Annotated in this window: 22 protein-coding genes and 1 pseudogene; 10 read left to right on the forward strand and 13 right to left on the reverse strand. The window is 71.1% G+C overall.

Annotation, left to right across the window (positions count from 1 at the left end; translation table 11 throughout):
- Positions 1–21: 21 nt before the first annotated feature.
- The gene (locus ABZX79_RS08900; protein ID WP_355253648.1) at positions 22–438 is read right to left on the reverse strand and encodes a hypothetical protein; all 417 of its coding nucleotides are present in this window, start codon (positions 436–438) and stop codon (positions 22–24) included.
- A gap of 252 nt (positions 439–690) precedes the next feature.
- On the opposite strand from ABZX79_RS08900, the gene ABZX79_RS08905 reads away from it, so the two are divergent.
- Entirely contained in the window at positions 691–1590 is a 900-nt protein-coding gene (locus ABZX79_RS08905) for a hypothetical protein (protein WP_355253650.1), read from the forward strand.
- Between the two features lie 113 nt (positions 1591–1703).
- Here ABZX79_RS08905 and ABZX79_RS08910 read toward each other — a convergent pair whose 3' ends face one another.
- The 4 genes and pseudogenes from ABZX79_RS08910 to ABZX79_RS08925 form a co-directional block, all read right to left on the reverse strand.
- Complete coding sequence (locus tag ABZX79_RS08910; RefSeq protein ID WP_214898595.1) at positions 1704–1874, reverse strand: hypothetical protein; 171 nt, start codon at positions 1872–1874, stop codon at positions 1704–1706.
- A 35-nt stretch (positions 1875–1909) separates the two neighbouring features.
- Positions 1910–2179: pseudogene (locus ABZX79_RS08915) on the reverse strand (PRC-barrel domain containing protein); the annotation flags it as partial.
- A 15-nt stretch (positions 2180–2194) separates the two neighbouring features.
- Positions 2195–2761 carry a VanZ family protein gene (locus ABZX79_RS08920; protein ID WP_355253652.1) on the reverse strand — a complete coding sequence of 189 codons (567 nt, stop codon included), beginning with the start codon at positions 2759–2761 and terminating at the stop codon, positions 2195–2197.
- Between the two features lie 283 nt (positions 2762–3044).
- Positions 3045–4028, reverse strand: a complete 984-nt coding sequence (locus ABZX79_RS08925; protein WP_355253654.1) for a YihY/virulence factor BrkB family protein — start codon at positions 4026–4028, stop codon at positions 3045–3047.
- 196 nt (positions 4029–4224) lie between these two features.
- On the opposite strand from ABZX79_RS08925, the gene ABZX79_RS08930 reads away from it, so the two are divergent.
- The gene (locus ABZX79_RS08930; RefSeq protein ID WP_355253656.1) at positions 4225–4617 is read left to right on the forward strand and encodes a hypothetical protein; all 393 of its coding nucleotides are present in this window, start codon (positions 4225–4227) and stop codon (positions 4615–4617) included.
- A gap of 58 nt (positions 4618–4675) precedes the next feature.
- On the opposite strand, the gene ABZX79_RS08935 is transcribed toward ABZX79_RS08930, so the two are convergent.
- The 5 genes from ABZX79_RS08935 to ABZX79_RS08955 form a co-directional block, all read right to left on the reverse strand.
- Positions 4676–5269, reverse strand: coding sequence for a TerB family tellurite resistance protein (locus ABZX79_RS08935; protein WP_355253658.1), 594 nt, complete (start codon positions 5267–5269; stop codon positions 4676–4678).
- 122 nt (positions 5270–5391) lie between these two features.
- The gene (locus ABZX79_RS08940) at positions 5392–6258 is read right to left on the reverse strand and encodes an ABC transporter permease (RefSeq protein WP_355253660.1); all 867 of its coding nucleotides are present in this window, start codon (positions 6256–6258) and stop codon (positions 5392–5394) included.
- Entirely contained in the window at positions 6255–7271 is a 1017-nt protein-coding gene (locus ABZX79_RS08945) for an ATP-binding cassette domain-containing protein (RefSeq protein WP_355253662.1), read from the reverse strand. Before ABZX79_RS08945 ends, ABZX79_RS08940 begins: the two co-directional genes overlap by 4 nt.
- A gap of 130 nt (positions 7272–7401) precedes the next feature.
- Positions 7402–7725 (reverse strand): hypothetical protein, encoded by a 324-nt coding sequence (locus ABZX79_RS08950; protein WP_355253664.1) that lies wholly within the window; start codon positions 7723–7725, stop codon positions 7402–7404.
- A gap of 235 nt (positions 7726–7960) precedes the next feature.
- Positions 7961–9334 carry a PLP-dependent aminotransferase family protein gene (locus ABZX79_RS08955; RefSeq protein ID WP_355253666.1) on the reverse strand — a complete coding sequence of 458 codons (1374 nt, stop codon included), beginning with the start codon at positions 9332–9334 and terminating at the stop codon, positions 7961–7963.
- A 100-nt stretch (positions 9335–9434) separates the two neighbouring features.
- Between ABZX79_RS08955 and ABZX79_RS08960 the strand changes: the two genes are divergently transcribed.
- The 4 genes from ABZX79_RS08960 (at position 9435) to ABZX79_RS08975 (ending at position 13650) form a co-directional block, all read left to right on the forward strand.
- Positions 9435–10223: an alpha/beta fold hydrolase gene (locus tag ABZX79_RS08960; RefSeq protein WP_355253668.1), complete on the forward strand. Its 789-nt coding sequence runs from the start codon at positions 9435–9437 to the stop codon at positions 10221–10223.
- A gap of 83 nt (positions 10224–10306) precedes the next feature.
- The gene (locus ABZX79_RS08965) at positions 10307–11284 is read left to right on the forward strand and encodes an endonuclease/exonuclease/phosphatase family protein (protein WP_355253669.1); all 978 of its coding nucleotides are present in this window, start codon (positions 10307–10309) and stop codon (positions 11282–11284) included.
- Positions 11285–11305: 21 nt separating this feature from the next.
- Positions 11306–11575, forward strand: a complete 270-nt coding sequence (locus ABZX79_RS08970) for a DUF2630 family protein (protein ID WP_355253671.1) — start codon at positions 11306–11308, stop codon at positions 11573–11575.
- 80 nt (positions 11576–11655) lie between these two features.
- Positions 11656–13650 carry an FUSC family protein gene (locus tag ABZX79_RS08975; RefSeq protein WP_355253673.1) on the forward strand — a complete coding sequence of 665 codons (1995 nt, stop codon included), beginning with the start codon at positions 11656–11658 and terminating at the stop codon, positions 13648–13650.
- 538 nt (positions 13651–14188) lie between these two features.
- Here the strand turns inward: ABZX79_RS08975 and ABZX79_RS08980 are convergent.
- Both ABZX79_RS08980 and ABZX79_RS08985 read right to left on the reverse strand, forming a co-directional pair.
- Positions 14189–14419: a hypothetical protein gene (locus ABZX79_RS08980; protein WP_355253675.1), complete on the reverse strand. Its 231-nt coding sequence runs from the start codon at positions 14417–14419 to the stop codon at positions 14189–14191.
- 14 nt (positions 14420–14433) lie between these two features.
- A complete protein-coding gene (locus ABZX79_RS08985) occupies positions 14434–14835 on the reverse strand; it encodes a S4 domain-containing protein (RefSeq protein ID WP_355253677.1) in 402 nt (133 codons plus the stop codon).
- 209 nt (positions 14836–15044) lie between these two features.
- Between ABZX79_RS08985 and ABZX79_RS08990 the strand changes: the two genes are divergently transcribed.
- Together ABZX79_RS08990 and ABZX79_RS08995 are read left to right on the forward strand one after the other, a co-directional pair.
- Entirely contained in the window at positions 15045–16520 is a 1476-nt protein-coding gene (locus ABZX79_RS08990) for an APC family permease (RefSeq protein ID WP_355253679.1), read from the forward strand.
- A 19-nt stretch (positions 16521–16539) separates the two neighbouring features.
- Positions 16540–17562 (forward strand): hypothetical protein, encoded by a 1023-nt coding sequence (locus ABZX79_RS08995; protein WP_355253681.1) that lies wholly within the window; start codon positions 16540–16542, stop codon positions 17560–17562.
- Positions 17563–17903: 341 nt separating this feature from the next.
- On the opposite strand, the gene ABZX79_RS09000 is transcribed toward ABZX79_RS08995, so the two are convergent.
- On the reverse strand, positions 17904–19961 hold the full coding sequence (locus tag ABZX79_RS09000) for a PhoX family phosphatase (protein ID WP_355253683.1): 2058 nt from the start codon (positions 19959–19961) through the stop codon (positions 17904–17906).
- A gap of 328 nt (positions 19962–20289) precedes the next feature.
- Between ABZX79_RS09000 and ABZX79_RS09005 the strand changes: the two genes are divergently transcribed.
- Positions 20290–20553 carry a barstar family protein gene (locus ABZX79_RS09005; protein ID WP_355253735.1) on the forward strand — a complete coding sequence of 88 codons (264 nt, stop codon included), beginning with the start codon at positions 20290–20292 and terminating at the stop codon, positions 20551–20553.
- 113 nt (positions 20554–20666) lie between these two features.
- On the forward strand, positions 20667–22607 hold the full coding sequence (locus ABZX79_RS09010; protein ID WP_355253685.1) for a VWA domain-containing protein: 1941 nt from the start codon (positions 20667–20669) through the stop codon (positions 22605–22607).
- The last annotated feature ends 146 nt before the right edge of the window (positions 22608–22753 follow it).

Genomic DNA, 22753 nt, shown 5'->3' on the forward strand with positions numbered 1-22753 from the left:
TGGTTGTGGTCCTGAAGGCCGTCATGCTCCGCTCGGTACCGCGCCGGACTGACGTCCTCGTCGTTTCACGGAGGCGACTACGGCAGCGAAGACGGCGGTCACGGTGAGGCTCCCCATCATGACCATCACCACGCCGACCATGAAAAGGCCGCTGGAGTCGTCCGACCAGTCGTAGAAGGCCGCGACGGTGAGGCCGAGCGGGACGCCGAGCACGGCGACGAAGTGGTACCGGGACGCCGCCCAGTAGACCGGCGCGAGCAGCGTCAGCACCAGCCCGATCACCTGCCAGGCCTCGTACGGGCCGGTCGTCGACCCGTCGGGTTGCACGTCGCGGTGCTGGTCCCAGCCCAGCCAGGCGGCCCACGCCGCCATCGCCAGCACGGTGGGTACGAAGGCCACCAACAGGTGGAGAACGGGTTCCGGCAGTCGTTGTCGCATGGCCGACAGCATTCCGCCTCCCCCCGTCGCCGAGCAGAGCGCACGTACTCAGCTGTGGTGAGTACCTCAACCGGTGGTCTGTCGACCCGACAGGGGCATTTCGCTGGGCATATGCGGGAGTTGGGCGTGGTGCTGTACGGTGACCGCATCATCACGCTTCGTGTCCGTCCGGACGCGGGGCGGTCCCCGGCGGTGCTGCGAACACCAATCCGAGGACCTTCACCTTCGAGGACGAACCAAGGAGTCCCGAGGATGCTTCGGCATGCTATCGCGCCCCTTCGGCGCTACACCAAGGCTTCGCACGACGTCGTGCAGCACCCGCGTCTCAACAGCGACGCGAAGATCCTGCTTCTGTACGTACAGGGACTCCCCGACGGCTCGGCCGAAAAGCCGCTGAGCTCGCACGCGGAGCGGCTCGGGATCAAGGGCCGGGCGTACCAGAAGGTCAAGCAACTCCTCAGCGCCTGCGGGTTCTTGCACGAGTGGCGGCACCAGAACGAGCGCGGCCGGTGGGTGACGGATCAGCTCCTCGCCAACGTCCACCTCACCACCGAGGAGGCGGCGGCCGTCCGGGACGGCGGCGTACCGAGTACGCACATGCGGACGGTCGGTGAACCAGCGCCTCGGGTGGTCGGTGATTCCCCTTCGGGGGATAACAACGGGGAGAAGAACACTCCCAACCCACCTCCCGAGCCGCCGCAGGACGATCCGGAACGTGCCGTGGCCGAGGACGTGTTGCTGTCCCTGCGGCAGTCGCGCCGCGAACTGCACCTGGGGGAGAGCGAGGCCCGTACGCTCTCCGCCATCGCGGCCGACTGGCTGCGCAGAGGCATCAGCCCGGCGGACCTGCGTTACGCGCTGACCAGCGCACTGCCGCCGAACGGTGTCCGTTCCGCCGTCGGGTTCCTGCGGCACCGCCTGACGGTGAAGATGCCGCAGCAGCGGGCCCTCGCACGCCGGACGACGCCCGACGGACCCCCGCAGACGGACCGCCTGCCAAAGCCGCTCATCACCTGTGACGGGCCCGGCCCCGAACACGTCTTCCGCCCCCTGGCCGACGAGACGCAGTGCGGCCCCTGCCGCCAGGAAACGGCCTGGCAGACCCACCTCGCGAAGTACCCGCCCCTCGCCCCGGCCCCGGCCACAAGCTGATGTCCACTGTGGACGTGATCGACCGGAGGCTGTCGCCCAGGCACACGCCGACGACCCCTGACGTCGGGCGGGAATCAAGGGCCGTGGCAGTTGGGATCCTGGGCTATCCGGCGTTACCGGATGGGGCGGCGGCCGGAGCGCCGGGACCAGCGCACCGCGATGAATGCCACAGCGGCCACGAGGACCACGATGCCGATGATCAGCAGGTAGAACAGCCCCTCCACCACCACGCCGACGATTCCCAGCACGACGGCGACCAGAACGAGAAACAGGAACAGAGCCATGACACGAACCCTTCCTTCGGGATGAGCGCGGGCGATCAGCGGCGCGAGAGTTGCCTCTCGCCGCCCGCGCCCGGCTGGTAGGTCAGGTCGTAGTGCTGGAAGATCGCTTCCTCGGCCTCGGCGGGCAGGATGTCGTCCATGCCGACCGTGGGCGCCTTCTTCACCAGTGCCTTGTCGTAGGAGACCTTGACGTAGTCCGGTCCCAGGATCGCCTCGTCGAGGGGCACGAAAGCCAGCTGGTGACGGGTGAGAAGTCCGATACGGACCGTGGCCATGGCCGGTTCGTCGGTGGTGGTGTCCACGTAGCTGAAACGGCTCGGTTATGCCGGATCCTTAGCAGTCACCGGGCGTTTGGTGAATCGGTGCCACCAGTGGCGGCGCCGGGGATGCACTGCACGGCCCAACCGGAGGCCGATCAGCAGGTAACCCAGAAGAGCACCTGTGGTGTTGAGCAGAACGTCATCGATGTCGAAGGTACGCCCGATGATAAGGGCGCCTTGGACGAGTTCCACGAGGAGCATCACGAGAGCAGTGACCACCGCTACCCGGACCAGCCCTCGCGTTCGGGGCACCAGCACCGGCAGCAGCACACCGAACGGCACACCCATCACGATATTGCCGCCGAGCTGCTTGACCGTGTCAAGGGACGCGGGCTGGGCGAGATAGGCACGGATGGAGTCACCAGGGCGCAGATTACTGTGCGTCAACGGTACGGATGCCGCCGATGGTTCCAGCGTCAGCCGGGCCAGCACCACCGCGAATCCCACCATCGCCGCGAAGGCCAGCAGCATGGCCAGTACCCGGCCGAGCACAGACAGGGGAGGTTTTCCGAAAACCCGGTCCCCGGGTTTCGTCGCGGTCTTGTCACGCAGGACTGTCCGCGCCATTACAGGCTCCTAGCCACATTGGTTTGCTTGGACTTCCGATACCCGCGTCGTGAAGCGGCAGGCGCTACGCGGGGTCCTGTCCGGTCCGAAGATGTCGGCGTGCCCAGAGGCAATTGGATGAGCATGCGGCGCAGCAGCGCGTCGTCAGGCTCCTCAGCGGCCGGGGCGGGCACTGGTCGCCGACGGACCGGTTGAGTGTGTCATGCTCCGAGCCTTTTCCAACCTCACGAGATGGAGTGGCCGGCCGACCGGGAGGAAGGCTGGGCAGCCTGTGCCCTGCTGGTCACTGACGGCGGAGTTTGGCCAGTTCGGCGTTGAACTGGGCGCCGGTGAGGAGGGCCAGGTTGGACAGCCACAGCCACACCAGGAAGACGATGATCCCGGCGAGCGACCCGTACAGCCGGTTGTAAGTGCCGACGTGCGAGACGTAGAGGGCGAAGCTGGCGGAGGCGGCGAGCCACAGGGCCACGGCCAGAGCGTCTCCCACAAGCCTCTGCCGCACCCCACGTGTCCCGGCCGGGCCCGAGCGGAACAGCACCAGCACCAAGATGGCGACCAGGCACAGCAGGAGCGGCCATTTCAGCGCGTTCCATGCGGTGCCGGCCATGCTGCGCATGCCTACAAGCCGGCCGACGGTGTGGGCCGCTTCGCCGGTCAGGATGAGCACCAGGGCACTGGAAACCAGAAGCATCAGCAGCACCACGGCGGTCATCACCAGCCGTGGTCCCGTCCTCCACGCCGGGCGCAGGTCCTCAACGCCGTGCATGACGTGCAGGGCTCGGCGGAAGACCCCCAGATAGCTGGAGGCGGACCACAGCGCGCCGATCGTGCCGAAGACGGCCAGCGTCCAAGCGGCTGTGTGCTGCTCCGCCATGCCCCGCAACGTGCTCTGCATGGCGGGGCGGGACTCGGTCGGCACGAGAGCGATCATGTTACTGATCAGGTTGTCGGTGGTCGAGGCGCCGACGATTCCCAACAGTGAGACCGTGACGAGGAACGTCGGGAAGAGCGCGAGCACCGCGTAATAGGTGAGGGCGGCAGCGAAGTCGGTCACGTTGTCGTTCCACACCGAGGCGGGGGTCCGGCGGAGCGCGGTACCGATGTGCTGCCAGCCCGGCAGGTCGCGCGCGTACGTCGGGGGCGGCAAGGGCGGTGTGGTTGCCTGGCGTGTCTGCACGTGGTGTGCAGGGGGCTCTGTTCTGGAGCGGGGCAGCGGTGCGCGGTCGTCACCGCCCGGCTCGGGCGCAGGCGTTGGCGAGGTGCTCATCAGGCGGGCGCCTCCCCCTAATGCCATGTGCCGTCGTCCGGCTCCTGTGGGCACGGTTCCCCGGCATCTGTTCGTGCCGCGGAACTTATCCGCTGCTCCGCCGGACAGCCAACTCCCTCACCTTTCAGGGCTTCAAGATCAACAACTGGCGGCTTTGGCGGTTACCCGAGGCGGCCCGCCTGCCTACGATGCCGTGATGGCTCACGATCCGATCGCGTACGTACGGTTCCAGGGCACGGTTCCCCGGGCGCGCGGTAATTTTCCCGGTGTCTTCGGGCTCGTCAACAGCCTCGCCCGGGACGGGAGGCTGACCGCCGAGCAGGAACGGTTTCGGCGTACGAACAACGACTGGTACGACGCCGCGTACACCGATCCGAGCACCGTCGATCCGGCCGTCTACGACGAGCGGGTGAACCCGGGTGCCGCGGCCTGGTTCAAGCCCACCGCCGTGGAGCTGATCGCGCGCGTGGGCGGCTATCTGGAGATCCTGGCCGCCCACGGCGTCGCGTGGCAGCTTGTGCGGTCCGCCGATCCGGGGCGCGTCGTCTACGAGGACGCGCACCAGATCGTCGTCGTCCCCTACGAGTGAGGGGAGCGAAGCGGCAGCCTGGCCGCCGGCCACGGCGCGGTGGGGGCGGGCGCGCCGCTCAGATGCCGAACTCCGTGGGCGGCACACCAAGAGCGGCGCAGGCTTCCCGAATGGCGTACTGCTCGGACGGCTCGAAGTGCCCGTCCGCGCCGGCGACGACCATGCCGGTCTGGATGACCGCGCGGGCCTCCGCGGGCTTCTTGGCCGCCTTGGCGATCACCTGCAGCGCGTCGGCCTTGCCCAGTTCGAAGTTGGCCAGCAGCCGGTCCACATGCTGGTTGAAGCGCTGGCGGAGCTGGTCCGGCGGGAAGTTCTGCAGGACCTCGTTGGAGACAATCAGCTCCTCCACGCGCTGTCGCTCCGCCGGCTCCACCTGCCCGTCGGCCGCCGCCACCAGTGCGCACATCGCCATGCTGGCGTCCCGGTAGGCGCCGCTCTTGAGTTCGGTCTTTACCGACGCGAGCTGCGTCTTGAACAGCCCGATCAGCTGGGCCTTGGACCCGCCCGAGCCCGAGCCCGAGCCCGAGCCCGATCCGTGGGCCCCGCTCTGCCCGTGGACGCCGCTCTGCGCGTGCCCCCCGCCCGTGCCCCGAGCGCTCTGGGACTGCTGGAAGCTCTTGGCCTGGTCCTTGATCCGGTCCCACTTCACCACTGGTGCCACCTCGGCTCGTACGGCTGTCGATTGCCTTCACGATCTGTCAGGTGAACGTCCCGGGGAGTGACCGGGTTCCCGCATGGCAAAGGTGGAGTAAAGAGTGGAGTAAAGAAGGGCCGTCACTTGCGGTTGTAGAGGCGCATCGTCACCGTGCCGAACACCACCAGCAGCACCGCAGACCAGCCCAGCGTCCAGCCGATGTCGGCGGCCGGCCAGTTGCCCGCCATCAGTTCCCTCACCGCCGTCGCCACGTGGGTGACCGGGCTGTTGTTCACGAACGCCTGCAACCAGCCCGGCATCGTCTTCGGGTCGACGAAGACATTGCTCAGGAACGTCAGCGGGAAGATCACCATCATGCTGACGCCCATCACCGACTTCTCGGTGCGCAGGAGCAGGCCGAACATCGTCCAGATCCACGAGAACGCGAACGAGAAGACCATCAGCAGCGCCACACCCGCCAGCACGCCGAGCACGCCGCCGTGCGGGCGGTAGCCGATGAGCATGCCGACCGCCAGCATCACGGCGGACGCGATCAGATAGCGGATCACGTCGCCCAGCAGGTAGCCGACCATCGGCGCCGGGCGCCAGATCGGCAGCGTACGGAAGCGGTCGAAGACGCCTTTGGTGATGTCAGTGTTGACGGCGACGCCCGTGTACATGGTGATCATCACGATGCTCATGGTGAGGATGCCGGGCAGCAGGAACTGGATGTACTCCGCGACCGATCCGGCCAGCGCCCCGCCGAAGAGGTACGCGTACATCAGCACCATCATGATCGGGAAAGCCGTCACGTCGAAGAGCTGCTCCGGCACATGCTTGATCTTGAGCATCGCGCGCCAGCCGAAGGTCAAAGACGCGGAGAGCGCGCTGGGGCGCGGCGGTCGGTCCTTGCTCACGAGCAGTGCGGCAAGCTCCTCGGCCTTCGGCGCTTCGAAGGCGAGTTCGTCGGGGCCCTGGCCTTTGTCCTTGGTCGCGACGGTGCTCATGCCGACACTCCTGTCGTCGAGTCGTTCATCGTCTCGCTCTTCTTGTTCCTGTCCGTCAGCGCCAGGAAGACCTCGTCCAGGCTCGGCTGGCCCAGCGCGAAGTTGTCGACCGTGATCCCCGACGAAGCGAGCTCCGACAGCGCCCGCGCCGCCTGCTCCGCCGCGCCCAGGTCACTCGCGTGCCCGTTGACCGTCGCCGTCAGGGCGACGGGATCCGCGTCCAGCTGTACGGCGACGTTCAGCGCCCGGCGCAGGACCCGCTCGGCCTCGGGGCGCTGTGCGGGATCCCGCAGCCGCAGATGTACGGAGCCGGAGCCGACCGACGCCTTGAGCTCGCCCTTCGTGCCCTCGGCGATGACCCTGCCGTGGTCGATCACGGCGATACGGGAGGCCAGGTGGTCGGCCTCGTCCAGGTACTGCGTGGTCAGCAGCACCGTCGTCCCCTGGGCGACGACCGCCCGCACGATGTCCCACACCTGGTTGCGGCTGCGCGGATCGAGGCCGGTCGTCGGCTCGTCGAGGAAGAGCAGGTCGGGCGTGTTGAGGATGCTCGCGGCGATGTCGATACGGCGCCGCATGCCGCCGGAGTAGTTCTTGACCTGGCGGTCGGCCGCCTCCGCGAGGCCGAAGGCCTCCAGGAGCTGGGCCGATCTGGTGCGCGCGGCGGGCTTGGAGTGGCCGAGGAGGCGGCCGAGGAGCACGAGGTTCTCCGTACCGGTCAGGTCCTCGTCGACCGACGCGTACTGGCCGGTGAGGCTGACCCTTCCCCGTACCGCGTCGGCCTCCCGCACCACGTCCTTGCCGAAGACGTGCGCCTCGCCGCCGTCGGGGCGCAGGAGCGTCGCGAGCATCTTCACAGCCGTGGTCTTGCCCGCGCCGTTGGGCCCCAGTACGCCGTACACGGTGCCGGCGGGCACGGCCAGGTCGATGCCGTCGACAGCCCGGTTCTCGCCGAAGACCTTGACCAGGCCGGCCGTCTCAATGGCGAGTTCCGGGCCGGGATTTCCACTCATGTCTCTGCCCCTCCGAGCGGTCGTCGGGTGGTCTGGATCATCTCTACCCAGTGTTGACTGGCCCCGCGCCCGGAAGTAATCGTCCTTTGGTCCTACAACTCGCCCATGGCTCACCTACAGCGTCTACGGCTCACTTCTCACGCGTGTAGAAGACGTAGAACGCGGCGAGCGTCATCCCGGCGCCGAGCGCCCCTCCGACGACCACGGAGCTGAGGATGCTGTTTTCGGACAGGCTGTGGAGGAAGCCGAGCGCGACGCCGAAGAGCGTGCCGTACGCGGCGGCGCGGACCAGGGGGATCATCGCGCGCTGGGTGCGTCCGAGGAGGAAGCACAGGCCTGCCACGATGACGGCGCAGAGCACGCCGAAACCCACGTTCCAGCCGGTCACGGGACCGGCGTCGCGGGCGATGAAGGATGCGTAGATTCCGTAGGCCACACCGAGTACGGCCGGCACGATTCCCCGTTGGCGTCGTTCTGCCGATCCGCTGGGACGTGTCGACCTGGTTGATCTGGTTGGCAGCGTTGGACCCGCTGGCATCGTCGGACCCGTTGGACCGGTCGGCCCCGTCGGCCCGTGTGAGCGGCCGGGGATCGCCGAATGTGCAGCCATCGCAGAACTCCTTCCGCAGCGCACACCCCCGCCCTTCCCCCATCAGGTCACACCCGTGCGCGTCGGTCGGCAAGTGGATCTAGCCTCCGGCCGGCCGCCGCGCCAGCTCCGCCAGCGTTTCCAGGGCGTACGCAAGAACCTCCCGCGTCGGCGACGCCAGGCCGATCCGCACCGCGTCCGGGGCAGTGTGCGGCGGTACGGCGAAGGCCGAGCCCGGGGTGATCGCGATGCCCCGGGCGGCTGCCGCCGCCACGAAGGTGTCCGTACGCCAGGGTGCGGGCAGCTCCCACCAGCAGTAGTACGCGCGCGGGTCCGTGCGGATACGGAAGCCGCCGAGCCGGCGCTGCACGAGGCGGTGGCGGGCGGCGGTGTCCGCGCGCTTGGCGGCGGTGACGGTGGCCACCGTGCCGTCGGAGATCCAGCGGGTGGCGGCCTCCAGGTTGAAGCGGGCGGCGGTCCAGGCGCCGGAGCGCAGGGCGTCGGCCAGCACGGCGGTGTGGGTGGCGGGCGCGGCCAGGAAGCCGGTGGTGAGGCCGGGGGCCAGGCGTTTGGAGAGGCTGTCGACGAGGACCGTTCGGGCGGGCGCGTGGGCGGCCAGGGGAGCGGGGGCTTCGGGGGCGAGGAAGGCCCAGGTGGTGTCCTCGACCACGCCGATGTTCAGCTCCGCGCAGGCTGCCGCCAGTTGCGACCTGCGCTCCTCGCTCATCGTCACCGATGTCGGGTTGTGCAGGGTCGGCTGTACGTACACCGCGCCGAGCGGCGCGCGCCGGTGAGCGGCGTACAACGCCTCCGGGCACAGGCCGGACGCGTCGACCAGGCCGGCCGCGCCGTCGGCGTGCCCCGCGATCGGGACGAGACTCACCCCGAGCCGTTCCGCGACCGCCTTGACCAGCGGATACGTCAGCGGCTCGACGCCGAGCCGGCCCCCTGGGCGTACGAACGAGGCGATGGCCGCGGCGATGGCCTGGCGGCCGTTGCCCGCGAAGAGCAACTGCCCGGGGTCCGGCCGCCAACCGCCCCTGGCCAGCAGCGACGCCGCCGCCTCCCGCGCCGCCGGGGTGCCGTCGGCCGCTGCCGGGCGGGTGGCCGCTTCGAGTACGTCGGGGCGCAGGAGGCCGGCGAGTGACTGCGCCATGAGCTCCGACTGGCCTTCTGATACCGGGTAGTTGAGCTCCAGGTTGACGGTGGGGCCGCCCTCCGCCGCAGTCCCCTCCTCCGTGAGCGCGTGTCCGGGCGAGGGCGGCGCGGCCCGTACGAACGTCCCGCGCCCGACCTCGCCCACCGCGAGGCCCCGGCGCACCAGTTCGCCGTACACCCGGATCGCGGTGGAGTTCGCGATCCGGCGGCTGCGGGCGAAGGCGCGCTGGGTGGGCAGACGGTCGCCGGGCCGCAGCCGGCCGGCGGCGATCTCGGCGGCCACTTGATCGGCCACCCGCCGGAAGTCCTCCGCCATGCCGCTCCCTCTTCCACTGCTTCACAGAACATTGCGAACATTGCACCGATAGCAAAGATCCTATTGCACCGAGCAGTTGGCCGCGCCTAGCCTCCTCAGCATGGCAACGTCACAGCTCGCAGCAGACGTCAACGGAATCCGCATCGGCTACACCGACGAAGGCAGCGGTCCCCCTCTCGTCCTCGTCCACGGCCACCCCTTCGACCGCACGATGTGGGCCCCGCAGATCGAGGCCTTCGCCCCCACTCATCGCGTGATCGCCCCCGACCTGCGCGGTTACGGCGAGAGCGAGGTCGTCCCGGGCATCACCCCGCTCTCCGACTTCGCCGCGGACATCGCGGCGCTCCTCGACCACCTCGGCGTCGAGCGCGCCGTACTCGGCGGGCTCTCGATGGGCGGCCAGATCGTGATGGAGTGCTACCGCCTCTTCCCCGAGCGCATCACCGGCCTCGTCCTCGCCGACACCTTCCCCGCCGCCGAGACAGAGGAGGGAAAGCGGGGGCGCAACGCGCTCGCGGACCGCCTCCTCAGTGAGGGCATGAAGGGGTACGCCGACGAGGTGCGGGACAAGATGGTCGCCCCGTACAACACCGACGCATCGGCCCATGTCCACCGCATGATGACCGCCGCCTCCCCCGAGGGCGCGGCAGCCGCGCTGCGCGGGCGGGCGCAGCGGCCCGACTACCGCGACCTGCTGACCCGCGTGAGCGTCCCCACCCTGGTCGTGGTGGGCCGCGACGACACGTACACGCCCGTCGCGGACGCCGAGGCGATGCACGCCGCGATCCCCGGCTCGACTCTCGCGGTCATCGAGTCGTCGGCCCATCTCCCCAACCTGGAACGCCCCGACGTCTTCAACGCCGCGCTGCGCGCCCACCTCGCCCGCTAGGCCTGGAGGACACAGGTCCGTCTCTGGGGGAGGATGCGGTACGTCGAAAGCCGAACGCCGCGCGAGAGAGGCCGGTTGGTTCCTTGGGGAGTGCCCGGGAGTGGAGACGGCTCCTCGCGTGGGCGGACGGCCTCGGCCTCGCCCTGCTCAGCATGGTCGTCGCCTGCCGTGCCCTCGACACCGACGGCCTTACGCCCGTCCCCCAACTCCTCGCCTTCCTCCCCTGGCTGCTCGTACCGGCCGCCCTGGGTCTCCTCGCCGCGCTCCTCGCCCGCTGGCGCGGCGGCATGGTGTGGGCGGCGGTCGTGCTCGCCTTGATCGGGTGGTACGCCCGGCCGTACGGACCCGGGCCCGGGCCCGGTGGCGACGCCGAACCCGCGGGCCGCGTCGTCGCCTCCGTCCGCGTCCTGACCTCGAACATCGAATTCGGCGACGCGACAGCGGACTTGATCGCCACCATCGGACGCGAGAAGCCCGGCCTCGTCTTCATCCAGGAGTGCGACGACGACTGCGCGCGCGCCCTCGACGCCGAGGTCCCGGACGCGGCGTACCCGTACCGCGAAGTCGACGCGGCCGGCGGCCCGGACGGTTCGGCCATCCTCAGCACGTACCCGCTGCGGCCCGCGCCCGGGATCGACGGCGTTCTGGCCATGCCGGGCGCGGTGGCGCTGGTGCACGGCCGTCCCGTACGCATCCAGCTCGTCCATCCGCTGCCGCCCATCCCCGGCAGCGTTCCCCGGTGGCGTGCCGAGCTGGGCGCGGTCCGCGACTACGCCGCTGGGGGTAAGGACCGGCCGACGCTGATCGCGGGCGACTTCAACGCCTCCCGGGACCACGCCGCCTTCCGGCGGATCCTCGACGCGGGCGGGCTGCGGGACAGTGCGGCGCTGGGCGGGGCGCTCCGCACACCGTCCTGGCCGGCGGGCTGGGCGCGGGTCGGCACGCAGATCGACCATGTGCTGGTGAGCGACGACTTCTCCGTACGGTCGGCCCGCTTCCTCACGCTCAGGCACACCGATCACAGGGCGCTGCTCGTCGAGCTGAAGCTGCACAGCGGCTAGAGGTGTGCTGGGGTGGGATTCATGGAACCCAGCGAAGACAGGGAAGACGCCAACCAGAAGATTCTCGACAACATCAACAGCCTGGTCGCCGAGGAGCGCGAGCTGCGCGAACGCTCCACCCGCCAACTGGGCCTCGACGACGCCGAGCGCGCCCGGCTGAAGGCCGTGGAGGTTCAGCTGGACCAGTGCTGGGACCTCCTCCGTCAGCGCCGTGCGAAGTCGGAGTTCGGGGAGGACCCGGGCGAGGCGCGGGTGCGGCCGGCCTCCGAGGTCGAGAACTACAAGAGCTGAAAAACTTATCCACAGCCTGTGGACAGTTCGCCACGGGCAGGCGACTTGCATAAGGAGTTCGGTTTCGGTCTGTTTGGTGCATGGCTGAGCAGAGAGCAGGGGGCCGGCTGGCGCCGCCCGAGTGGCTGACGCAGGGGCTGCGGCCGCAGTCCGCGCCCGTGCCGTGGGCCGCCGTCGTCCGGGCCGGGATCGCGATGGCCGCTCCGCTCGCCGTCGGATTCGCCGTCGACGAGCCGACGTACGGGGCGCTCGTTTCGATGGGCGCGCTGTCCGGCGTCATCGGCGACACCGCCGACGCTTACCGGATGCGCCTGCTCAACATCGCCGTGCCGCAGTTCTTCGGCGCCGTCGGCGTCACCCTCGGCACGCTCGCGTACGGGCATGGCTGGCTCGCAGTGGGGGTCCTGACCTGCGTCGCACTCGTGTCCGGGATGATCTCGACGATCGGCGCGGTCGCCTCCGTGTCCGGGCTGCTGCTCCTGCTCCAGGCCGTCGTCGGAGCCGGGCTGCCGATGCCGGACCCCTGGTGGACGGCTCCTGTGCTGCTCACCCTGGGCGGGCTGTTCGTCCTCGTACTGACGCTGATCGCCTGGCCGCTGCGCGGCGGGGTGCCGGAGCGGGACGCGGTCGCGCAGACGTACCGGGCGGCGGCCGACCTGCTGGAGGCGGCGGGCCGGGACCCGGAGACGTACGACGCGCGGCGCCAGGCCGTCACTCACTCCCTGAACACGGCGTACGACCTCGTCCTGGCCCGGCGGGCCCGCGACCACGGCCGCAGGAGTCCGCTCGTACGGCTGCTCGCGCAGCTCAACGTCGTCGTCCCGCTCGTCGAATCGGCGCCCGCGGCGCATCTGCGGCGGCGGGCGCTGCCGCCGGAAATTGCCGCTGCTGTACGGGAGTTGGCCGACGCGGTCGAGCAGAGCCGCACGGGCGGCGACGCGTCCGAGTTCGGACTGCACCTTCGCCGTCTCCTGCTCCGGCTCCCCGAGCCGACGTCGCAGTCCGGGCGCGCCGTCGACCACGCCCTGCGGCACGCGGCGGCCGTCGCCCTCAGCGCGGACCCCGACGGCGCGATGCTGGACGACCGGCTCGGGCGCCCCGCCGCCCTCGGCGTACGGGCCCGGCGCGCCGCCCGCAACGTCCTGCTCTCCCAGGCTTCCTGGCGCTACGGCCTGCGGCTCGCGTTGTGCATCGGGCTGGCGCAGGCGCTCGTTTCGCTGATCGCGGTGCCGCGCTCGTACTGGGTGGCGCTGACCGTGGTGTTCGTACTGAAACCGGATTTCGGGTCGGTGTTCTCGCGGGCCGTGCAGCGGGCGTTCGGCACGGCGCTGGGGCTGGTGGTCGCCGCGGCGGTGCTGGCGGAGCTGGAGCGGGGTTGGTGGGACGTACCGGTGGTGCTGGTGCTCGCCGCGCTCATTCCGGCGTTCACGGCGAAGGGGTACGCGTTCCAGACGGCGGCCATCACCCCGGTCATCCTGGTGCTGTCCGACTTGCTCAACCGGGAGGGTTTCGGCCTGGTCCTGCCGCGCCTGTACGACAGCCTCATCGGCTGCGGGATCGCGCTGCTGGCCGGGTATCTGCTGTGGCCGGAGAGCTGGAGCACCCGGGTGGGGGCGCGGCTCGCGGACACGGTGGCGGACACGGCGGGCTACGTGGAGTGCGCGTTCGGTCCGCCGGACCAACAGGGTGAACGGCAGCGGCAGCGGCTTCGCCGCCGTCTCTACCGGGACCTGTCGGTCGTACGCTCCGAATTCCAGCGCGCGCTGACCGAGCCGCCGCCGACCGGGAGGCGGGCGGCGGCGTGGTGGCCGCTGGTCGTCGCGACCGAGCGGATCGTGGACGCGACGACGGCGGCCCGGGTCCGGATCAACCACGGGGCGGAGCCGCCGGCCGAGGCGGAAGTGGCGGAGGTGGCGCGGGAGCTGCGCGAGCTGGCGGAGGGGCTGCGGGCGAGCGACACGCTGGTGGAGGTACGGACGGACCTCCCGCGCGACGACGAGACGGTCCTGGCACCGCTGCGCCAGGAGGTGGCGGCGGCCAGGTCGGTGGCTTCACCGACGCGGCCGCGGGGGTGACGGGGCGCGGGGCTGCGGGGGCTTCGGGGTCGGTGCCGTGCGGTGCGGTGCGGTGCCGGGGCGCGGGGCTGCGAGGGCTTCGGGGTCGGTGCCGTGCCGGGGCGTCTCCTCGGGCGTCGAACGTTCGGGTACCGCGTTGCTTCGTAAGCGGTGGTTGCGTTCAACGCCCTGCGGGGAGCGCCCCGACACGTCCCCTCCTGGCACGGTGCCATGCGACACGGGGCCCGGCCTGGCCCGGCAAATCCAACCCCTCCGGGATCTCCAACCCCTCCGGGATCTCCAGCCCCTCCGGGATCTCCAGCCCCTCCGGCGTTTGAGGAGCGGGGTCTGGGGCGGAGCCCCAGCAACCCCCGCCACCCCAGCCCGTCCGGCGCTTGAGGACCGTGGCCTGGGGCGGAGCCCCAGCAACCCCCGCCACCCCAGCCCGTCCGGCGCTTGAGGACCGTGGCCTGGGGCAGCGCCCCAGCAACCCCCGCCACCCCAGCCCGTCCGGCGCTTGAGGACCGGGACCCGGGGCAGCGCCCCAGCAACCCCCGCCTCAGAACAGCGGCAGCTGCCCCGGAAACGCCGGCACCTCGTACCCGTCCAGCGTCCGCTGCCCCGCCGCAGCAGCCGGCGCCCCGCGCTTCGAGCCGGCGCACAGCGTCAGTTCGGCGGAAGCAACCCGCGTGCGGGGGTCGTGGCGTACGAACCTGCCCGCGACAACGGCGACCTCACGCCCACAGACCGGGCACGGACGCCGCGGCGAAGCCGACGACCCTGCCCCCAACCCCGACCCCGCCCTCACGACGGCTTCGGCCCCTGAAGCCGCTCCATCTCACGCCGGTCCCGCTTCGTCGGACGCCCCGCCCCCCGCTCCCGCACCGCGACCGGAGCGACGAACTCCCGAGGAGGCGGCGGCGGGCTGTTGTCGACGTAGCACTCGGCCGCCACCGGAGGACCCACCCGCTTGCGGATGATCCGCGAAACGACCACGATCCGCTCCCGCCCCGCATGGAACAGCCGCACCTCGTCGCCCGCCTTCAGCGCGTGCGCCGGCTTGACCCGCTCGCCGCCGACGCGGACATGGCCCGCCTTGCAGGCCGCCGCAGCCTGGGCGCGGGTCTTGGTGAGCCGTACGGACCAGATCCAGACGTCGATCCGTACCGTCCCGCCCGCCCCGCTGGTCACCTCGTCCGAAGCCATGCCTCCGAGGGTACGGCCGCCCACAGCTCCGTGCCCCGTACCCCGCCGACCGCACTACTATGCGCACGATCTCCCGTCCGGAGGGGACACCTCCGCACCGGGACCACATCTCTGACTTGTCGCCACATGTCGTGCCACACAAGAGGAATAGAGGATTCCAATTGTGTCCGGCACACCTCCGGAAGCAGTTGAGAACAGTTGAGAACCGCATGAACCGCAACCCCGGCAGAGGGCTCCAGCCCAACGTCCTCGGCACCTTCGAAACGATCGTGATGGCCATCGCGGGCAGCGCCCCCGCCTACTCCCTCGCCGCCACCACCGCCGTCCTCGTCGGAGCCGTCGGCCTCGCCGCCCCCGCCGCGCTGCTCTACTGCGCGATACCCATGCTCGGCATCGTTCTGGCCTTCGGCCGCCTCGGCCGCATCGACGTGAACGCGGGCGCCACCTACTCCTGGGTAGGCCGCACGCTGCACCCGTTCCTCGGCTTCATCAGCGGCTGGGCGCTCGTCGTCGCCGCCACGATCTTCATGGTCGCCGGGTCGCTTCCCGCAGGTCAGATGACCCTTTCCCTCTTCGACCCGGACCTCGCGTCCAACACCGCGCTCGCCACCACCGCCGGCGCCGGCTGGTTCCTGCTGATGCTCGCCGTCGTACTCGGCGGCGCCCGTCTCTCCGCCCGCGCCCAGCTCCTCGTCTCCGGCGTCGAGCTCGCGATCCTCGTCTTCTTCGCGGTCGCGGCCCTCTTCCACCGGGGTTCGGCGGCCGCCTTCGACTGGTCGTGGCTCGGCTTCGGCCACTTCGACGGCTTCACCGGCTTCGCCGCCGGCACGCTGATCGCCGCGTTCTACTACTGGGGCTGGGACGTCACCAGCAACCTCAGCGAAGAGACCCGCAACAGCCGCCGCACGGCCGGCTTCGCCTCGCTCGTGGGCATCGGCGTCGTCTTCCTGCTCTTCGTCGTGTTCACGATCGCCGTCAACATCATCCTTACGACTGAGCAGATCTCCGCCCACGACACCAACGTCCTCGCGGTCCTCGGCAACGTGATCTGGCCGGGCGTCGGCGGCAAGCTGATGGTTCTGGCCGTGGTGCTCTCCACCATCGCCACCCTCGAAACGACGTTGATCCAGGTCACGCGCTCGCTCTTCGCGATGGGGCGCGACCGTACGTTGCCGGCCGCACTCGGCGTCGTACACCGCCGCTGGAACACCCCGTGGGTCGCGGTCGCCGTCGTCGGTACGGTCGCGCTCGTCCTCTTCGTCGCCTCGAACGCGCTCGGCTCGACCGAGGAGATCATGTCGGACGCGCTCGCCGCGATCGGTCTCCAGACGACGCTGTACTACGGGCTGGCGGGGCTCGCCGCCGTCGTCGCCTACCGCAAGACGCTGCTGGCCTCCCCGAAGGACTTCATCCTCGGCGGGGCCTGGCCGCTGCTCGGCGCGCTGTTCATGTTCTGCGTCTTCGCGGCCTCGCTCACCGAGCTCAGCGCGGCGGCGATCGCGATCGGCCTCGGCGGCCTGGCCGTCGGCGTGGTCCCGATGCTCTGGTACTGGCGGCAGGGCAGCGCGTACTACAGCCCCGCGCGGCTCGACGCCACCCAGGCCATCGAGATCGAGGCGGCGCACGTCAACTCCGGCTCGGAGCGCAGGGAGCACGCCGACGCCGGATTCCCCACCGACTTCTGAGCAGGAGGTGCGTGCCCCCATGGCCGCAATTCGCCGCCGCTTCTCTTCCGGCTCCGGTTCTGGTTCCGGCTCCGGTTCCGGTTCCGGTTCTGGTTCCCGCTCCGGTCCCGCCGCCCCCGACTTCGACCCGGACTTCGGGGACCGGCCGCTGACCGCGGCTCGCCAGGACATCGTGATCGGCCGCTGGCAGGGCGTACGCGATCTGCTGCGCGCGACCGGCGACAACTGGCCCCTGCGCACGCACCGGCTGCGCCTGCTCTCGCACGCGGCCGCGAGCAGCTCGGTCGTCGAGGCGTGGCGGGCGGCCGAACCGGGCAGCCCGGACGCGGCGGTGCTGCGGGCCGCGACCGAGGTCGTACGGGTCTTCAACCAGGCCATCGAGGCGGGACGCGGCACCGAGGTCGACCGTACGCGCATCGACGTCGCCGTCATGACCTGCCTGAGCGCGGCCGACGCACGGCCCGCCGACCCGATGCCGTGGGTGTCACTGCTGACCGTGGCGCGGCTGTACGGCGACGGGGTCGGCCGGGCGGAGCTGCGCGAATGGTGGGAGGAGCTGCGGCGGCGCGACCCGTACAACATCGAGGGGCACGTGCAACTGCTGCGCTACCACTCGGCACGCTGGCACGGCACGCACGGCCGCATGTACGACTTCGCCCGCGACGCGGCGGGCGCGGCGCCCGAGGGGTCGCCGTTGCCGGTGCTGGTGCAGATCGCGCGGGTGGAGGAGTACCGGTACGTGGCGGCTGCGGCGAAGGGCCGGCCGGTGCGCGGCTTCGACCAGCACTGGCACCACGAGCTGGCGGTGACGGAGGTACGCCGGACGAGGGAGCGGTGGCTGGGCGGGCGGGCGGCGGGGCCGGTGCTCCCGGAGGAGGTGGGCGAGCTGAACTATCTGGCGCACGCGGCGTGTTACGCGGGCCTGCCGGAGGTTGCCCGCGAGGTGTTCGCCCTGCTGGGCGGGCGGGCGGCGCGGGTGCCGTGGTCGTACACGGGGGATGCGCGCGAGCAGTACGTGAGGTGGCGGCGAGGGCAGGGGTGAGGTAGGGCGCGGGCGGGCGTGTGGGCGTGCGGGCGTGCGGGCCGCTCGCTGCGCGGGGCTCGTTCCCCTACCCGCCCCTTCCCGAACCGGGCCAAGCCCCAGAAGCCCACCCCCGGGCCACTCCAGCCCTTCCGGCGTTTGCCTCCAGCCCGTCCAGCGCTTGAGGAGCGGGGCCTGGGGCGGAGCCCCAGCTACCCCCGGCCACTTCAGCCCGTCCGGCGCTTGAGGACCGGGGTCTGGGGCGGAGCCCCTCACGCGGCGGAGCCGCAAAATGTCACAGCGGGAAGGGGCGGGGTGGGGAACAGGCCCCGCGCAGCGGACCCGCACCCGTACCCTCCCGACTACACGCCGATCGCGCCCCCGTCCCGGCGGTAGACCGCAACCACCGACGGGCGGACAAGCTTGCCGGGGCCGTCCGGCCACACCGACGCCGGCTTCTCGACGCTCGCGCCGTCAATCTCACCCGGGTGCTGCACCGCGACAAGCACGCGCCGGTCCTGAATGATCGGCCCGCACGTCTCCGCCCCCTTCGGCACCGTCAGGAACTGCTTCAGCTCCCCGCGCCGCTCCCCCCGCGTAGCGACACCGAACAGGCCGTCGTGGGAGCCGAGCTGGTTGCCGTCCGTGGAGAGCCACAGGTTGCCGTGCGGGTCGAAGGCGATGTTGTCCGGGCAGGAGATGGGGCTGACCTTGTCCTTCGGAAAGCCCGCGAAGTACGTCGCCGAGTCGTTCGGGTCGCCCGCGACCAGGAAGAGCCGCCAGGCGAACCCGTCCGACGCCGGGTCGTCCCAGTGCTCGGCGAGCTCCAGCACCTGGCCGTGCTTGTTGAGGTTGCGCGGGTTCGCCTCGTCCGGGCCCGCCTTGCCGGTCTTGCCCCGGTCGGTGTTGTTCGTGAGGGCGACGTAGACGCGGCCCGTGCGGGGGCTCGGCTCTACGTCCTCGGGGCGGTCCATCTTCGTGGCGCCCACCTTGTCGCCCGCGATGCGCGTGAAGACGTACACCTCTTCGGCAGTCATGCCGGGGACGTGCGAGGTGGTCCCGGTGGCGAGCGGGATCCAGACGCCGCTGCCGTCGAACTCGCCGTCGTTCGGGAGCTTGCCCGTGCCGTCGATCTCGGCGGCCGGGCTGTCGCCGGTGAGCTTGGCGACGTACAGCGTGCCCTCGTCGAGGAGGGTGAGGTTGTGCTCGCGGGCGGCCCGCGAGGTGCCCTTCTTCATCCGCTTCGACGAGACGAACTTGTAGAAGTAGTCGAAACGCTCGTCGTCGCCCATGTAGACGACCGGCCGGCCGTCGGCCGTCAGGCGGGGCTGCGCGGCCTCGTGCTTGAAGCGGCCGAGCGCGGTGTGCTTGCGGGGCGTCGAGTCGGGGTCGTACGGGTCGAGCTCGACGACCCAGCCCTGGCGGTGGGACTCGTTCGGCTCCTGCTTCGCGTCGAAGCGCTTGTCGAAAAGCTCCCACTTGCGCTCGGTGGCGCCGGTGGTGATGCCGTAGCGCTTGTCGGTGGCGCTGGAGCCGTTGGCGAAGTACTGGTTGAAGTTCTCCTCGCCGTGGAGGGTCGTGCCCCAGGGGGTGGTGCCGCCGGCGCAGTTGTTGAGCGTACCGAGGACCTTCGTGCCGGTCGGGTCGGCGGACGTCTTCAGGAGGTCGCTGCCGGCGGCGGGGCCGGTGAGCTTGAAGACGGAGGTCGTGTGGAGGCGGCGGTTCAGGTGGTGGCGGGTGACCGGCGTGAGCTTGCCGGACTTGCGCTCCTCCTGGACGACGACGACGGACAGGCCGTGCGCGGCCCAGGCGGTCTCGACCTGCTCGCGGGTGGGCTTGGCCGGGTCGTACCCCTTGAACATCAGGATTTCGTCCGTGTACTCGTGGTTGGCGACGAGTACCTGGCGGCCGTGCTCGCCGGGCAGCGGGAGCAGGGAGAGGAAGTCGTTGTTGTAGCCGAACTGGCCGGCCTGCGCCTTGGCGGACTGCTTGTCCGCGTCGAACGCGGGCGCGCCGCGGAGGATGGGCTCACCCCAGCGGATGACGACGTTCTGGGCGTAACCGTCGGGGACGGTGACGGCGTCGGTGGTGTTGGGCGCGACGGCCGTGAAGCGCAGTCCGCGGGCACCGGACGGCGTCCTGCCTGCCTGGGGCGTGCCGGTGCTGTCGGCGGCGACGGCCTGCGGGGTGCCGGGGCCGGCGAGGGCCGAGGTTCCGGCGGCGGCGGCGACGGTCACCACGGCGGCGGCGCGCATCATCGATCGTCTCGACAGAGCGCCGGCTATGACGTCGCCGGCGTACTCGTTGTCGCTGGTGTTCGGGACGTCCTGGAAGCAGGCGTCTCCGCAGCGGTAGCGACAGGTCAGCGCGGAGCGCCCACCCGAGTGCGGCGAGTTGAGCAGCGGCAGCAGATTGCGCACGGACCCCTCCATATGGGCTGTGGCTGTACGGGCTGTGGTTCGGCGCGCCCTGCGCCGACAACGTGTCGGAATGTCTCCGGCCGTGACGTTAGGGGCGTACGCCCGCGTTCCGGCGGCCATGGGGTGAACGTGAGGTGAATGCGCGACGGCCGTGCGGAAGTTGACTTGACGGCTAGGCTCCAGCCTCATGCGCGACGAAGTCCCGGAAGAACCGCACGCCCCGACCGACGACTTGACGCCCGGCGGCCTGGGGCCGGACCTGACCCCGGGTTTCCCGCTGGACCTGCCGCTGGACCTGCCGCCGGACCTCACCGTGGACCTGCGAGGTATGCCGCTGGACTCACTCGACGACTTCTGGGACGCGGTGGCCGGGCCGTGCGGGCTGCCGGAGTGGTTCGGCCGGAATCTGGACGCGTGGTGGGACGCCATCGAGGCGCGTGGCATCTCGGAAGTGATCGACGCGCATGGGACTTTGGTGGTACGGGCCGACGCGGCCGGCCTGTTCGCGCCGGGGCAGCCGGAGGGGGCGCGTTTGGCATCGGTATTCGCCGACGCGAGCCGCGCGCGCCTGGAAGTGGAACGGCACGGCTGACCCTCCCGAAGATCAGCGGGAAGGGCCGCTAACCTTACGTGTCCGCCCTGGCCAGGGATCATCCGCCGGGTGCGGGCGTGCATCGCACCCAACTCATGCGAAAGGCCTCGCCCATGGGCATTCGGAGCTTGCTGCGCAAGGTGTTCGGACGCGATCGAGCGGAGAGCAACGAGCAGCCGCCGGCACGGGAGACCTCGGCGGCAGCTTCTGTTCCGTCCCAGGCCGAACGTAAGCCGGAGTCGGCCACCGCGCCGGAACCGGAATCCACGTCTTCGTCCGCGTCTGCGACCGCGACCGCGTCCGCCGAGACCAGGGAGTCGGTGGCCTCGGTACCGGCCCCGGCCCAGGCCCCGGCCAACGAGGACGACACGGCGGCGACGGAGAAGCCGGCCAGGAAGTCGACGCCGGGTATCGCATCGGACCTGGTGGCGGCGGCTTTCGACAAGCCGTCCTCGTCCCCGTCCGCTTCCTCGTCCCGTACGAAGACCCCCTCGCCCGGACCGAACGTCCCGGCCCAGTCCACCCCGGCGAACCCCGCCACCCCGAAGCCCTCGGCTCCGGTCCCGGTCCCGTCCCAGTCCACTGCGGAATCCGCCACCCCGGCGGCTACCCAGCCCAAGCCGGCGTCGGACCCGACCCCGGTCCCCGAGCCCGAGGCCGTCCCTGCCGCCGAGCCCGAGCTCACGGCGGCCGCACCGGAGACGGCCACCGAGCCGGAGGCCGAGCCGACGACCAAGGTCGCGGCCGACCCCGAGCCCGTGGCCACGCACGAGCCGGAGGCCCGGCCGACCGCCGACACCGCCGACACCGCCGACACCGCCGACACCGAGCCCGAGGCCACTCACACCCCGGCCGACACCACCGCCGTCGCGACGGAGGCCAAGCCGGACGCGGACGCCGACGCCCAGCCCCTCGCTGCCGAAGTGACCCCGGTAACTGAGCCGCAGGCCGAGGTCGAGGCCGATCCCGTCACGGCGCCGTCAGCCACGGCTGACGCGACCCCGGAGGCCGAATCCGCCACGGAGGCCACCCCGGCCGCCGAAGCGGAGCCCGAGCTCACGGTCGCGGCGTCCGACGCCGAGCCCGAGGCCACGCACGCCCCGGTCACTGCCGACGCCACCACGGAGGCCACCCCGGCCGCCAAGGTGGAGCCCGCTGCCAAGGCTGACCAGGTCGTCGAGACCGACGAGCCCGAGGCCACGCAGGCTCCGGTCGCGGCCGACGCCACCGACACCGACACCGGCGCCGGCACCGGCACCGCCACCGAGGCGGACGCCCTCGTACCCGCAGCGGCCGCCGCAGGCGAGGAGAAGCCGGAAGCCGACACGCAGCCCGAGCCGGTAGCTGTGGAAGCTCAGCCCGAGCCCGTCTCCGCAGATGGAAACGGGGAGTCCGCGCACCCCCTCGCGCACGTCGAGTCGCACGCGCCCGCGCTCGTCGCGCACTACCAGGCCGCCGGCGTCGCACTCGGCGCCAAGCAGCTGACCGGGGTGCGGGCGGACGTCTACCTGGTCCTCGACCGGTCGGGGTCCATGCGCGGCTTCTACAAGGACGGCAGTGCGCAGCACCTCGCCGACCAGACGCTCGCCCTCGCCGCCCACCTCGACGAGAAGGCCGGCGTACACGTCGTCTTCTTCTCGACCGACATCGACGGCACCGTCGACGTCAGCCTCGACGCCTACGACGGGCTCGTGGACAAGGCGCACACCGCCATCGGGCACATGGGGCGTACGAGCTACCACCGCGCCGTCGAAGAGGTCGTCGCGCACCACGAAAAGTCCGGCAGCGACCGCCCCGCTCTGGTCGTGTTCCAGACGGACGGCGCCCCCTACGCCAAGGGCCCGGCCAAGCAGGCCCTGGCCGACGCCGCCGACAAGCCGCTGTTCTGGCAGTTCGTCGCGTTCGGTGAGCATGACGCCAAGGGCTTCGACTTCCTCCGGAAGCTCGACGTCCCCAACGCCGCGTTCTTCCACGCGGGCCCCGCCCCGCGCGAGGTCGCGGACGACGCGCTGTACGCCGAGCTGGTCACCGGCCTCAAGGGCCTGAAGGCCTGACCCGGCAGCTTCACGACGACGGCGGTGCCCGGCCTCAGCGGCCCCGGCCCCCCCGCGCCGGTTGACCCGGGGCCGCCCCGCCCGGCCCCGCCCCCGGTGATGGGGGTGGTGGGGGAACCAGGGGGGCGGGGGGAGTTAGAACCAGG

The organism is Streptomyces sp. NPDC002994 (genome assembly GCF_040611155.1).
Taxonomy (GTDB): domain Bacteria; phylum Actinomycetota; class Actinomycetes; order Streptomycetales; family Streptomycetaceae; genus Streptomyces.